Origin of the sequence: Glycomyces paridis, assembly GCF_004912155.1 — a bacterium.
GTDB classification, from domain to species: domain Bacteria; phylum Actinomycetota; class Actinomycetes; order Mycobacteriales; family Micromonosporaceae; genus Glycomyces; species Glycomyces paridis.
Genome location: NZ_STGX01000014.1, coordinates 134,358 through 147,108 on the forward strand (window position 1 = coordinate 134,358; position 12,751 = coordinate 147,108).

A 12,751-nucleotide genomic window follows, 5' to 3' on the forward strand; every position below is an offset into this window, starting at 1 on the left:
GGGCCCGGCGCGACGCTGGCCGTGAAGTGCGCGCGACTGCGTTTCCAAGCCGCTCGCGCCTGTGCCTTCAAGTCGCGCGCGCCTGCGTCTCTAAGCCGCTCGCGCCTGTGCCTCTAAGTCGCTCGCGACTCTGCCGCCGCGAGGGCCGCGATCGAGCCGAGGAGGACCAGCGAGCCCGCCGCGGTCGCGACCGTGAGCGGTTCGCCGAGGAACGCGACCGCCAAGAGCGCTGCGGTGACCGGCTCCAGGAGCATCATCACCGCCGCCGTCGTGGCGCGCACCCGCGCGGCGCCCGCGAAGTAGAGCGGGTACGCCAGCGCGGTCGTGAAGGCCGCCAGGTACGCGAGGACCGCGAACACCGGCAGCGCCTCGTCCGCCCCCGGCAGCGGCCCTTCCAACAGCGCCGGGACAAGAAGCGCCGCCGCACCGATCCCGAAGGACCACATGGTGAGCGTGACCGGGTGCTCGCCGTCGCCGCGGCGGCCGGTCGAGCGTCCGAGGAGGGTGACGGCCGCGTACCCGGCGGCCGACAGCAGCGACAGGGCCGCCCCCGCCGGGGCGACGATGCCCGTGCCGTTGCCGACGACGAGGACGCCGAGGCCGGTGAGCGCTCCGGCGACGGCGAGCGCGCCGCCGCGTCCGAGCCGTTCGCCGAGGAGGAGCCTGCCGCCGAGGGCGGTGAGGACCGGTCCGGAGCCGAGCGTCAGGAGGGTCGCGACGGCGACGCCGGTGGCGTCGACGGCCGCGAAGTAGGCGGTCTGGAAGACCGCCATCGCGAGGCCGACGCCGACGAGGAGCGGCGCGCGGTCGCGCAGGCGCCGCCGGGCGCGAGCGGGCACGGGCCGGAAGGCGGTGAAGGCCAGCAGCAGTGCGAGGCCGCCGAGGTTGCGCCAGAACGAGACGGCCGCGGGGCCGAGGTCGCCGGCGCGGTAGACGAGTTCGGCGGCGGCGCCGGTGGTGCCCCAGGCGAGGCCGGTGACGGCGAGGTAGGCGAGCCCGCGGCGGGCGGGGCCCGGTTCCTGGGCGCGCGCGGGTGCTGATTGGACGGTGGTGGACATGCATGCTCCAGAGGAGAGTCGCGATCGGTTGCTCTCGTCTGCGGGCACGGCTGGGAGGCGCGCCGGTTCGTCCGGCGCGCCGCGGTGGTCGGGTGCCCGCGCTAAGCGGCGGGCGGGGAGAGGAGTCCGGAGCGCATGGGCGCCACCCTACCCGCGCATTCCGGCCCGGAGCCGCGCGAGCCCCTCTTCGAGCACGGGCACGGGTTTGCAGAACGTGAAGCGCACTTCGGGGCGGGCGACGGCGCCGTCGGCGTAGAACACCTGCGTCGGGATGGCGACGACGCCGCAGCGTTCGGGCAGGTCCAGGCAGAATTCGAGGCCGTCTTCGGCGCCGAACGGCTCGATGCCGCAGGTCACGAAGTAGGTGCCCTCGGGTTCGCGGACGGTGAAGCCGATGTCGGCGAGGCCCGCGACCATGAGGTCGCGTCTGCGCCGGTAGTCCGCGGCGAACTCGCGGTAGTACGCGTCGTCTGAGGCCAGCGCTTCGACGACGCCGTGCTGGAACGGGGTGCCGGAGGCGAAGGACAGGTACTGCTTGACGGCCTGCACGCGTTCGACCAGGGCCGCGGGCCCGCTCGCCCAGCCGATCTTCCAGCCCGTCACCGAGAACGTCTTCCCGGCCGAGCCGATGGTGAGCGTGCGGTCCCACATGCCGTCGAACCCGGCGAGCGGCAGGTGCTCGTGGCCGTCGAAGACGAGGTGCTCGTAGACCTCGTCGGTGACCACGAGGAGGTCGCGTTCGATCGCGAGCGCCGCCACCGCCTCCAGTTCGCCCCGGGTCAGGACCGTGCCGGTGGGGTTGTGCGGGGTGTTGACCAGGAGGAGCCGGGTCCGGTCGGTCACGGCGGCGCGCAGCCGGTCCAGGTCGGGTCGGTAGTTAGGAGCCTCCAGCCGCACCGGCACGAGCACGCCGCCCGCCATCTCCACGCACGCCTTGTACGAGTCGTAGAACGGCTCGAACGCCACGACCTCGTCGCCGGGTTCGACCAGTGCGAGCATCGCGGCGGCGATCGCCTCGGTGGCCCCGGCGGTGACGGTGACGCCGCCGTCCGGGTCCGGTTCCAGGCCGTACCAGTGCCGCTGGTGCGCCGCGATCGCCTCGCGCAGCCGCGGAATGCCCGCGAGGGGCGGGTACTGGTTGTGGCCCTGGCGCATCGCCTCGGCGGCGGCCTCGATGACACGGGAGGGACCGGACTCGTCGGGGAATCCCTGCCCGAGGTTCACCGCGCCGTGGCGCTGCGCGAGCGCCGACATGCGCGTGAAGATCGTCGTCTGGGGCCGCCGTGCCGGGCCGGGTCCGTTCATGGTTCCTCCTCTGCGAACCCGGCCATCATCGCCGCCCGCCGCGCCCGCGCCGCACCCGGCCTCAGCCTTTCGCGAGCCTCCCGGCCAGCCGCGCCGCGGCCCGCTCCCGAGCTTCGGCGGTGCGGGCCTTGAGGACCGGGAGCGCCAGCGTGTACCGCTCCGACCTGCCCAGGGCCGCGAACGCCGCCGCCGCGGCAGGGTACGCCGCGAGCGCGGCGGCGAGCTCCGCGGGCGTCTCCGCGTCGCGCTGCCCCGCGTAGGCGGCGTCCCAGCGGCCGTCGGCGCGGGCGGCCTCGACCTCGGCGAGCCCGGCCGGGCGCATCCGCCCCTCGGCCGCGAGCCGCTCCACGGTCTCTCGGTTGCGCAGCGACCACGCGCTGCCCTTGCGGCGCGGCGTGAACCGCTGGAGGAACGAGTCCTCGTCGAGCGCCTTGCGCTGCCCGTCGATCCAGCCGAAGCACAGCGCGGTCTCCAGCGCCGGTCCGATCCGCAGCCGCCCGGCGAGGGAGCGGGCCTTGCCGATGCGCAGCCACGCCTCGGCCGCTTCGCCGCGTTCGAGCCATGACGCCCAGGCCTCGGCGTCGGGGAGGTCGATGAACTCCACGGTCAGGCCTCCTTCGCGGCGAGCACGTCGAGGTAGTGCCGGTTGTACATGAGGCCCAGGACGTTTCCGAACGGGTCCACGAACGAGGCGGTCACGAAGCCCTCGCCGCGCACCGTCTTCGGCTCGTACTCCTTCGCGCCCATCGCGGTCACCCGCTCGATCGCGGCGTCGAGGTCGTCCACGTGCCAGTTCATGACCGCCCCGCCGGGCGCGGCGTCCATGTCGTGGGGCGCGAAGTCGCCCTTGGCGATCCCCAGTTCGTGCTGGTAGTCGCCCACCCGGAACTCGACGTACCCGCCGGGCACCGTGAAGTACGGCTCGACGCCCAGCAGCTCGGCGTACCAGGCGCTCGCCGCGTCGAGGTCCTGCGCGAAATAGGTGATGGTGGTGAATCCCCGAAGCATCGGTGTCTCCTTCGTCGTCGTTGACACCAAGGTAGGGCCCGTTGCGGAAGATAAGCTTCCGCAATGTGTGGGAGAATCGGAGAATGTTGGAGACTTCGGTGCGGCTGTTGCGCGTCCTGGCCCTGCTCCAGTCGCAGCGGGACTGGACGGGCGCGGCGCTGGCCGAGCGGCTCGGGGTCACTACCCGCACGGTGCGCAGCGACATCGACCGGCTGCGCCGGCTCGACTACCGGGTCCGCTCGACCACCGGCAGCGCCGGCGGCTACCGCCTGGAGGCCGGGAACGCGATGCCGCCGCTGCTCCTGGACGACGAGGAGGCCGTGGCGGTGGCCTTCGGCCTCCGCGCCGCCGCCTCCGGCTCCGTCGCGGGCATCGAGGAGACCTCCTTGCGCGCCTTGATGAAACTGGAGCAGACGATGCCCGCGCGCCTGCGCCGCCGCATCGACGCGCTCCGCTCGGCCACCGTCTCGGCCGCCGCCTCGGGCCCGGCGGTCGACGCCGCCACCCTGACCGCGATCGCCGACGCCGTCTACCGCGCCGAAGGCCTGCGCTTCGACTACCTCGACCGCTCCGGCGCCTCCTCCCGCCGCCGCGCCGACCCCCACAGGCTCGTCTACACCGGACGGCGCTGGTACCTCCTCGCCTGGGACGGCGACCGCGCCGACTGGCGCACCTTCCGCACCGACCGGATGCGCCTGCGCACCCCGAACGGCCCCCGCTTCACCCCGCGCGAACCCCCCGAGTCCGCCGCCGCCCACGTCCTGCGCGGCCTCGGCCGGACCGCCTGGGAGCACCCGGCCCGCATCCGCTTCCCCGTCCCCGCCGAGACCCTCGCCGAACTCCTCCCGCCCGGCTCGGGCCTCATCGAGTCCCTCGGACCCGAGGCCTGCGCCCTCGACACCGGCACCGACTCCTACACCGACCTCGCCCACTACCTCGCCCGCCTCGACCTCCCCTTCACCGTCGAAGACCCGCCCGAACTCCGCCAAGCCCTCCGAGCCCTCGCCGCCACCCTCACCGCCGCCGCCTCTGAGGACCCTGCATGACGATCACCACCCGCACCCTGATCCTCGACGCCCTCGCGCTCCCGCACGCGGCCATGCGCGCCCTCCTGAAACGCAGGTGAGGCGAGGGCCGGGCGGTGGTGCCGCCCGGCCCTCGCCGTGGTGCTTGCTCGGAGGCGTCGCCGCGTTACCAGTCGTTCCCGGTGACGCGAGTGCCCTGGGTGTCGGCGTTCTCGACCTCCCCGCTCTCGACTCCGGTCGGGTCGAGCGAGTACTCGCGGTCGTCGGCGTTCTCGACCTCGAAGTACTCCACTTCGCCCGGGTCGATCCCGTACTCGCGGTCGCTCGCCAGCGCGGGAGCCGCCGTCAGCAGCACGGCTGCGGCGGCGCCCGCGACGGCGGCGGCGGCGACCATTGTCTTGAGCGTGGTGTTGAGGGACTTCATCGTTGCCACTCCTAGGGTGTTCTCGATGGCGGTCTTCGGACGGGCACAGCATGTTCCCGGGCGCTGGCGTCCCGCTGGCGCGGCGCTGGCGCCGAGCGCCCCGCCGGCGGCCGTAGACGATCGCGCATCCATCGTGGCGTCACGGCGATGGGCATCGGGCTCCACATCGACTTGACTGGTGCACATGAGCAACGAAACCATCCTCGTCACCGGCGCCACCGGCAAGGTCGGCCGCCGCCTCACCGCCCTCCTGCGCGAAGCCGGGCACGACGTGCGCGCCGTCTCGCGCAGCACCGAGATCCCCTTCGACTGGCACGACGACGCCACCTGGGGCCCCGCCCTCGACGGCGTCGGTGCGGCCTATCTCATCGCCCCTGACGAGCCGTTCCCCGCCGACGCGTTCGCGGCCGCCGCGGCGAAGGCGGGCGTGCGGCGCCTGGTCGGCCAGTCCGGGCGGCGCATCCACGTCGTCACCGAGGCCGCGGGCCTCAGCCACGACGCGATCGGGATGCACGCGGTCCAGGTCGCCGTCCAAGGCTCCGGCCTCGAATGGACCGTGTTGCAGCCGAACAACTTCAACCAGAACTTCAGCGAAGGCGACTACCACGGCTCCCTGCTCGCGGGCGAGCTCGTGCTCCCCTCCGAGGGGATCGTGGAGCCCTTCATCGACGTCGAGGACATCGCCGCGGTCGCCGCCGCCGTCCTCACCGAGGACGGCCACCACGGCAAGGTCTACGAGCTCAGCGGCCCCGCCGCGGTGTCCTTCGACGAGGCCGTCGCGACGATCGCCGCCGCCTCGGGGACCGACATCGCCTTCCACGCCGTCGACCCCGACGGGTACGCCGCCGCCATGCGCGCCGAAGGCCTGCCCGAGCCGCTGATCCTCTTCCTCGACCTGATGTTCCGCGTCATGCGCGAAGGAGCCATCGCCGACCCCGCCGACGGCGTCGCCCGCGTCCTCGGGCGCGAACCGGTCGCCTTCGCCGACTGGGCCGCCCGCGCCGCCGCCGAGGGCGCCTGGTCGAAGTAGCCCGAACCCCGGGCCGGCCGCTACCCGCGCGCCGGCCCGGACTCCCCGCGGACCCGGTCGAGGTATTCCGCGATCGCGTCCCTGTTGCGCAGCACGCACTCGGCCTTGCGGGTCATGCGGTCGCGCTGCTCCTCCAGCTCGGCGAGCATCTCCGGCTCCGGGTCGGGGAAGTAGATGTCGGCCGGGCCGCCCAGGCACGGCAGGATGCGCTTGATGATCTTCACGGGGATGCCCGCGTCCAGCAGGCCGCGGATCTGGCCCACCCGCTGCACGTTGTGCTCCCCGAAGTCCCGGTACCCGTTCGGCGAGCGCGCGGCCGCGATGAGCCCGTGCCCCTCGTAGTACCGAAGCAGCCGCGGCGATGAGCCGGTGCGCTCCGCCAGCTCGCCGATCCTCATGTGCCCCACTTCACCCCGAAAATCATGGACCTTGACATTAGTGTCAGGGTTCGACACTAGCGCGTATGAGCGCAACCAGCACGCGGGCCGTCGAGGCCCCCGCCGGACCGGGCCGCCTGCCCCTTTCGGGCCTCCTCGCCCTGGCCACGGCGGTGTTCATCACCGTCATCACCGAGTCCCTGCCCGCCGGGGTCCTCCCCGCGATGGGCGCCGACCTCGGCGTCGGCGAACCCGCCATGGGCCAGGCCGTCACCGTCTACGCCGTCGGCACCGCCCTCACCGTCATCCCCCTCGCCCACCTCACCGCCGGATGGGGCCGCAAGCCCGTGCTCCTGCTCGCCGTCGGCGGCTTCGTCGCCGCCAACACCCTCACCGCCCTCTCCACCGACTACACGCTCACCCTCGCCGCGCGCTTCGTCGCCGGAGCGGCCGCCGGCCTCTCCTGGGCCCTCATGGTCGGCTACGCCCGCCGCATGGCCCCACCCGCCATGCAGGGCAAGGCCATCGCCATAGTCATGGCCGGCATCCCGCTCGCACTGGCACTCGGGGTGCCCGCCGGGACCTTCATCGGCGGCGCCCTCGGATGGCGGGAGGCCTTCGGCCTCATGTCCGCCGTCGCACTCGCCGCCATCGCCTGGATCGCCGCGGTCGTGCCCGGCTTCCCCGGCCGTCGCGCCGAGGACCGGCTGCCGGTCCTGCGCGCGGCCGCCCTGCCCGGCGTGCCCGCGGTGCTGGCGGTCATCGCGCTCTACGTGGTGGGCTACAACGCGCTGTACACCTACATCGCGACCTACCTCGACCGCTTCGGCATGGGCGACGACGTCGACGCGGTCCTGCTCGTGTTCGGCCTCGCCGCCATCGTCGGGATCTGGGTCGTCGGCGCGCACGTCGACCGGCGGCTGCGCCTGCTGACGATCGGCGCCACGGCACTCGTCGCGGTCGCCGCCGCGGGCCTCGCGGTCGGGGCCGAGAGCCCGGCGCTCGTCTACGTCGCGGTCGGGCTGTGGGGCCTGGGTCACGGGGGCGTGCCCACCCTCCTCCAGACCGCCGCCGGTCTCGCCGGGGCCAAGGCCGCCGACACCGTGCAGGCCGCGGTGGTGACCCTGTGGAACGCGGCCACCGCAGCAGGGGGCGCCGTCGGCGGCGTCCTCCTGGCGCACCTGGGGCCGCTGTCCCTGCCGTGGACCGTCGCGCTCCTGGGCGTCCCGGTGCTGGCCGTCGTGCTCGCGGCCCGGCGCGGCTTCGCCGCCTGAACACGGCTTCGCGGCCTCCCCGACCACGGTTCACGGGACCGTGCGCCGCCGCGGCCGGAGCATCCCGGCCGCCAGGACCACCACCCCGGCGACCGGCACGACCAGCAGGCCGAACCGCAGGCTGGAGGCGTCGGCGACCACGGCGGGCCGTCTAGGGCTCCCCGGTCGCCAGGGCCGTCGCGATCGCCTCGGCCTCCTCGATGGTGCCGATCCCCTCGATCTGGTGGATGTCGTTGGGGCTCAGCTGCACACCCGTGGTGCGGTACAGCGCTCCGCCGACCATGATCGCCACGGTGCCGAAGCCGTCGGCGGTCGCCGCCTTCCATGCGTCGACGCCTTCGTCCTCGAACACCACGTAGACCGTCGGGATGCCGGCCGTCCCGTAGTCGAAGTCGACATAGGACACCTGATCGCCGGTCACGAAGGCCGGCGCGAAGGTCGCCTCGTAGAGCACCCCGTCGAAGTTCGCGCACGCGGTCACCGGCTCGTCGGGTCCCGCGTCGGAGGCGGGGGCGGTGCCGCCGGTCTCCGGGTGCTTCGCGAGGCACCCCTCGGTGTCCTCGGCCCCTTCGGCGCTCTCGACGAGCCGGAACTCCAGGCGGGCGCCCTCCTCGACGTCCATGGCGGTGGTGCTGTCGGGCGGGGCGCTGCCGGCGCCGCCCTCGTCCTCGGCGGCGCAGGAGGTGAGCGCCGCGGCGGCGAGCAGGGCCGTCAGGAGCGCAGCGGGTCGCCGCATCGGGGCCGCCTTTCGTGGTGGGGGAGGGGCGGCCACCACGATAGGCCGCCGCTCAGCGTGCCTCGGCGGCGCCCGCGAGTTTCGCGAGGAGCGCCGCCAGCGACTCCCTCTCGCCCTCGTCGAGGCCGCCGAGGAGGCGCCGCTGGTTCGCCAGGTGGACGCCGATGAGTCTATCGGTGAGTCGTTTTCCCTTCGCGGTCAAGGCGATCCGCCTGCCGCGTGAGTCGTCCGCGGCGACCGACCTGGTGACCAGGCCCGCGGATTCGAGGCGGTCGACGCGCTTGGTGATCGCCCCGGTCGTCACGAGGACGGTGCGGCTCAGCTCGCCCGCCGAGAGCGCGCAGGGCCCGCCGGAGCGGCGCAGGGCCGCGAGGACGTCGAAGTCGCCGTTGCCGAGGCCCGCTTCGGCGAACGGTCCGCGCAGTTCGCGGTCCCACGCATCGGTGAGCCGGAACATCCTGCCCACCACGAGCATCGGGGAGGGGTCCAGGTCGGGGCGCTCGCGCCTCCACTGGTCGGTCATCGCGGCAACGGCGTCGGTCGTCATGGGTTGCATTATAGCTTCCACGGAAGGTAATATGTCTTCCATGGAAGACATCTCGGTGCCGACGCCGCGGGGCCCTTCGCCGACCTCAAGCGCCCCCGCCGCCCCCTCGACCTCCTCTTAAAGGCTCGACCCTTCCTCGGAGGAACCACATGCGCCGCAACGCCTCCGCCCGCCGGTTCTTCGCCGCCGGGCTCGTCGACGCCGTCGGCGACGGCATCTATGTGCCCCTGACGATGCTCTTCGTCCACGCCCTCACCGGCCATTCCCTCACCGCGATCGGCACCGGCCTCACCCTCGCCGGACTCGGCGCGCTCGCCTCGATGCCCGCCGTCGGCGCCCTCATCGACCGCTACGGCGGGCGGCGCGTCTACATCGGCGCGCTCACCCTGCGCGCCACGGGCTTCGCGCTGTACCCGCTCGCCACCGGCTACCCGGCCTTCCTCGCCGTGGCCTTCACCGTCGCCGTCGCCATGTGGGCCTCCGCGCCCAGCCGCCACGCCCTCCTCGGCGACCTCGCCGACGGCGACGAACGCGATCGGCTCCTGGCGTGGGACCGCAGTCTCCGCAACGGCGGCATGGGATTCGGCGCCCTCGCCGCCGCCGGGATGCTCGCCCTCGACGGCGACGCCGGATACCTCCTCGCCGCGCTCGCGCTCGCCGCCGCCTTCGGACTCGCCGCCCTCCTGGTCGCGCTCGTCCCCGAGCCCGGTCGCGCCCCGGCGCCCCACCGTCCAACCGGATACCGCGAGGTCCTCGCCGACCGGCCCTACCTGCACCTCACCGCCGCGAACTTCCTCGTCTGCTTCGGGTACGTCACCCAGGCCATCGCCCTGCCGGTGTACCTCACCCGCGACGTCGGCCTCCCCGGCGCCCTCGCCGGAGTCGTCTTCGCCGTCAACACCGCGCTCGTCGCCGCCCTCGGCGTCCCGGTCTCGCGCCTGATGAGCCGCGCCCGGCGCGGACGCGGCGCCGCCCTCGGCACCGGCGTCTTCGCACTCTCCTTCGCGGCCTTCGCGTTCCTGCCCGCCGTCGGCGGCGGCGTGTGGGCCGTCCTGGCCGTCGCCGCGGTCTACACCGCGGGCGAGCTCATCCACTCCGCGCCCGCCCAGCGCCTCTCGATCCAGGCCGCCCCGGACCACATGCGCGGCCGCTACCTCGCCGTCCACCAGCTCTCCTGGTCGCTGTGCCGCACCGTCGCCCCGATGGCCCTCGGCCTCCTCCTCGACGCCGGGACCTGGCAGCTGTGGGCGGTCCTCGCGGCCGTGGTCCTCGCCGGCGGCGCGATCCTCCTCCGCGTCGAGACGCGCCTCCCTGCCCATGTCGTCGGCGGCCGCGCGTCCGCGACCGTATGAACGATCCGGCATCGGTGATGCCGGTGCGGCACAGGGCACCGCAGCGTCGCCGAGCGCTGACGCCGTGTACCGACGCGCGCGCGAAACGGGCGTAACCTGACCTCAGGGCCGTACACCACCGCCCTGACAGGACAGCCACCCCCTCCGGAAGAAGGCCGCCATGTCCAAGATCCTCGTGACGCTGCGCCGCTCCGAAGACCGCGACGCGGTCCGCGACTCCGGCGTCGAAGTCCTCGCCGAATACCCCGACACCCTCCTGGTCACCGGCACCGCCCGCCAGGCCCGCGCCCTCACCGAACAGGGCGTCGAGACCGCACCCCTGCCCGAGCAGCCCGTCCAGACCGCCGGAGCCACCTTCGCCTTCGCCGCCGCCGTCTCCGCGCAAGAATCCCTCACCCTCGCCCCCGAACCCGGCCGCACCGCCTACTACCTCGTCAAACTCGTCGGACCGCCCACCGCGGACTGGCTCGCCGAACTCGACGAGGCCGGAGCCGCCGTCCACGGCAGCCTCTCCGGCTTCACCCTCCTCGCCGGCATCCTCCCCGAACGCGTCCCCGCCGTCCAGGCCCTCCCGCGCGTCGAAGAGGTCACCCCCTACCGGCCCGCCATGAAGGTCTCCCCGAAGTTCCAGCCCGCCCGCCGCCGCGACCTCGACGCCGCCGCGCTCGCCGCCGTCGACCCCGACGCCTTCGCCACCGACGGCCTCCAGATGGTCGAGATCGCCGTCTTCCCCGGCGAGGACACCGCCCCGCTCACGCGCCTCGTCCGCGACTCCGGCGGCACCGTCCTGACGAACCTTCCCAAGTCCATCGTCGCCAGCGTTCCCCGCACCCTCATCGCCGAACTCGCCGACCTCCAAGGCGTGCAGTCGATCGTGCCCTACGCCTTCTCCCGCACCAGCAACGACCGCGCCGCCGCCGTCATGGGCGTTCCGGCCGACCACGCCTTCGCCGGGACCACCCTCACCGGCGCGGGCCAGATCGTCGCCGTCGCCGACTCCGGCCTCGACAACGGCGACCCCGAGACCGTCCACCCCGACGTGCGCGGCCGCATCGCCGGACTCACCTCCTGGCCCACCCGCGACGTCCTCGCCCCCTTCACCAACGACCCCGCCGAACACGACGACGGCCCCGCCGACGTCGACTCCGGCCACGGCACCCACGTCACCGGGTCCGTCCTCGGCTCCGGCGCCGCCGCCCGCCACGCGGGCGCCGCCCCCGCCCCCACCGGCATCGCCCCCGAAGCCCGCGTGTTCTTCCAGTCCCTCAACCAGCGCGTGCGCTGGCGCACCCGCGCCGAACTCGCCGCATCGGGCCTCCAGCCCTTCACCTTCCCCTGGCCCCCGCCCGAATCCGGCCTCTACGGCATCCCCGGCGACATCGGCGAACTCTTCGCCGAGGCCTACGCCGCCGGCGCCCGCGTCCACACCAACTCCTGGGGTGCCCCCCTCGCCGGCGAGTACGGCCAGAACGCCCGCGCCGTCGACGCCTTCACCTGGAACCACCCCGACATGCTCGTGCTCTTCGCCGCCGGCAACGACGGCGAGGACGCCGACGCCGACGGCCTCATCGACCCCGACTCCATGGGCTCGCCCGGCACCGCCAAGAACTGCCTCACCGTGGGCGCCACCGAGAACGACCGCCCCTCGGGCTCCGACCCCGCCCCCGGACTCGACCGCGACTGGAGCCAGTGGAGCGCCTACCCCAAACTCGGCGAGGCCGGACACGTCTCCGACGACCCCGACGGCATGGCCGCCTTCTCCTCCCGCGGCCCCACCGACGACCTCCGCATCAAACCCGACGTCGTCGCCCCAGGCACCAACGTCCTCTCCATGCTCTCCTCGGTCTACGGCGGCGACGGCGAACCCCTCTGGGGCCGCCTCCCCGAAGGCCACCCGCTCCGCGACCGCTACTGCTGGAGCGGCGGCACGAGCATGGCCACCCCGCTCGTCGCCGGGGCCGCCGCACTCGTGCGCCAGCACCTGGTCGCCCACGGCCACAAGGAGGACGGACGCCGCCCCTCCGGCGCGCTCCTCAAAGCCCTCCTCGTCAACGGCGCCGTCGCCATCCCCGGCCAGTACCCCGGCGAGATCCCGCCCGGCCCCAACTCCGTCAGCGGCTTCGGCCGCGTCGACGTCGCCCGCAGCGTCGGCGCCGCCCCCGTCTGCCGCACCCGCTTCGCCGACGCCCCCGAACACGCCGTCGCCACCGGCGAGATCCGCACCTACCGCATCGAGGCCGCCGACCACGCGCTCCCGCTCAAGATCACCCTCGCCTGGACCGACGCGCCCGCCCTCGAAGGACTCGGCGGCCTCGTCAACGAGCTGTACCTCCAGCTCGAGACCCCCTCGGGCGCGATCGTCAACTGGGACGCCAACCCGCCCACCCGCGTCACCAACAACGTCCAGCAGATCACCGTGGACGCCCCCGAGGACGGCGTCTACACCGTCCGCGTCCGCGGCGTCTCCGTCACCGAGCACTCGCCCGGCGCCGCACCCGGGCTGCGCCAGGACTTCGCGCTCGCCGTCGCGAACGCGATGGCCGAAGGCGTCGACGACGTCCCGATCTCCTCCATGCGCCCCTCCAACTGACCGGCGCGATAACCGATTGCCCCGA

General features: G+C 73.9%; 13 protein-coding genes. 5 read left to right on the plus strand and 8 right to left on the minus strand.

Annotated elements, in window-relative coordinates:
- Positions 1 to 113: 113 nt before the first annotated feature.
- The 4 genes from E9998_RS18390 to E9998_RS18405 form a co-directional block, all read right to left on the minus strand.
- The gene (locus tag E9998_RS18390; protein ID WP_136531155.1) at positions 114 to 1,058 is read right to left on the minus strand and encodes a DMT family transporter; all 945 of its coding nucleotides are present in this window, start codon (positions 1,056 to 1,058) and stop codon (positions 114 to 116) included.
- A gap of 147 nt (positions 1,059 to 1,205) precedes the next feature.
- Positions 1,206 to 2,363, minus strand: a complete 1,158-nt coding sequence (locus tag E9998_RS18395) for a pyridoxal phosphate-dependent aminotransferase (RefSeq protein ID WP_136531156.1) — start codon at positions 2,361 to 2,363, stop codon at positions 1,206 to 1,208.
- Between the two features lie 61 nt (positions 2,364 to 2,424).
- Positions 2,425 to 2,967 (minus strand): YdeI/OmpD-associated family protein, encoded by a 543-nt coding sequence (locus E9998_RS18400; RefSeq protein WP_136531157.1) that lies wholly within the window; start codon positions 2,965 to 2,967, stop codon positions 2,425 to 2,427.
- A gap of 2 nt (positions 2,968 to 2,969) precedes the next feature.
- Entirely contained in the window at positions 2,970 to 3,371 is a 402-nt protein-coding gene (locus E9998_RS18405; protein ID WP_136531158.1) for a VOC family protein, read from the minus strand.
- Positions 3,372 to 3,454: 83 nt separating this feature from the next.
- On the opposite strand from E9998_RS18405, the gene E9998_RS18410 reads away from it, so the two are divergent.
- Positions 3,455 to 4,417, plus strand: coding sequence for a helix-turn-helix transcriptional regulator (locus E9998_RS18410; RefSeq protein ID WP_136531159.1), 963 nt, complete (start codon positions 3,455 to 3,457; stop codon positions 4,415 to 4,417).
- Positions 4,418 to 4,562: 145 nt separating this feature from the next.
- Here E9998_RS18410 and E9998_RS18415 read toward each other — a convergent pair whose 3' ends face one another.
- Positions 4,563 to 4,820 (minus strand): hypothetical protein, encoded by a 258-nt coding sequence (locus tag E9998_RS18415; protein ID WP_136531160.1) that lies wholly within the window; start codon positions 4,818 to 4,820, stop codon positions 4,563 to 4,565.
- Between the two features lie 184 nt (positions 4,821 to 5,004).
- Here E9998_RS18415 and E9998_RS18420 point away from each other — a divergent pair, with 184 nt between their 5' ends.
- Positions 5,005 to 5,850: an NAD(P)H-binding protein gene (locus tag E9998_RS18420; protein WP_136531161.1), complete on the plus strand. Its 846-nt coding sequence runs from the start codon at positions 5,005 to 5,007 to the stop codon at positions 5,848 to 5,850.
- A 20-nt stretch (positions 5,851 to 5,870) separates the two neighbouring features.
- On the opposite strand, the gene E9998_RS18425 is transcribed toward E9998_RS18420, so the two are convergent.
- Entirely contained in the window at positions 5,871 to 6,248 is a 378-nt protein-coding gene (locus E9998_RS18425) for a MerR family transcriptional regulator (protein WP_136531162.1), read from the minus strand.
- Positions 6,249 to 6,313: 65 nt separating this feature from the next.
- On the opposite strand from E9998_RS18425, the gene E9998_RS18430 reads away from it, so the two are divergent.
- Positions 6,314 to 7,501, plus strand: coding sequence for an MFS transporter (locus E9998_RS18430; RefSeq protein ID WP_136531163.1), 1,188 nt, complete (start codon positions 6,314 to 6,316; stop codon positions 7,499 to 7,501).
- A gap of 151 nt (positions 7,502 to 7,652) precedes the next feature.
- On the opposite strand, the gene E9998_RS18435 is transcribed toward E9998_RS18430, so the two are convergent.
- Entirely contained in the window at positions 7,653 to 8,237 is a 585-nt protein-coding gene (locus E9998_RS18435) for a preprotein translocase subunit SecD family protein (protein WP_136531164.1), read from the minus strand.
- A gap of 52 nt (positions 8,238 to 8,289) precedes the next feature.
- Positions 8,290 to 8,784 carry a MarR family winged helix-turn-helix transcriptional regulator gene (locus E9998_RS18440; RefSeq protein WP_136531165.1) on the minus strand — a complete coding sequence of 165 codons (495 nt, stop codon included), beginning with the start codon at positions 8,782 to 8,784 and terminating at the stop codon, positions 8,290 to 8,292.
- Between the two features lie 149 nt (positions 8,785 to 8,933).
- Here E9998_RS18440 and E9998_RS18445 point away from each other — a divergent pair, with 149 nt between their 5' ends.
- Both E9998_RS18445 and E9998_RS18450 read left to right on the plus strand, forming a co-directional pair.
- Positions 8,934 to 10,136, plus strand: coding sequence for an MFS transporter (locus E9998_RS18445; protein ID WP_136531166.1), 1,203 nt, complete (start codon positions 8,934 to 8,936; stop codon positions 10,134 to 10,136).
- Positions 10,137 to 10,296: 160 nt separating this feature from the next.
- Positions 10,297 to 12,726, plus strand: coding sequence for a S8 family serine peptidase (locus tag E9998_RS18450; protein WP_136531167.1), 2,430 nt, complete (start codon positions 10,297 to 10,299; stop codon positions 12,724 to 12,726).
- Positions 12,727 to 12,751 lie beyond the last annotated feature (25 nt).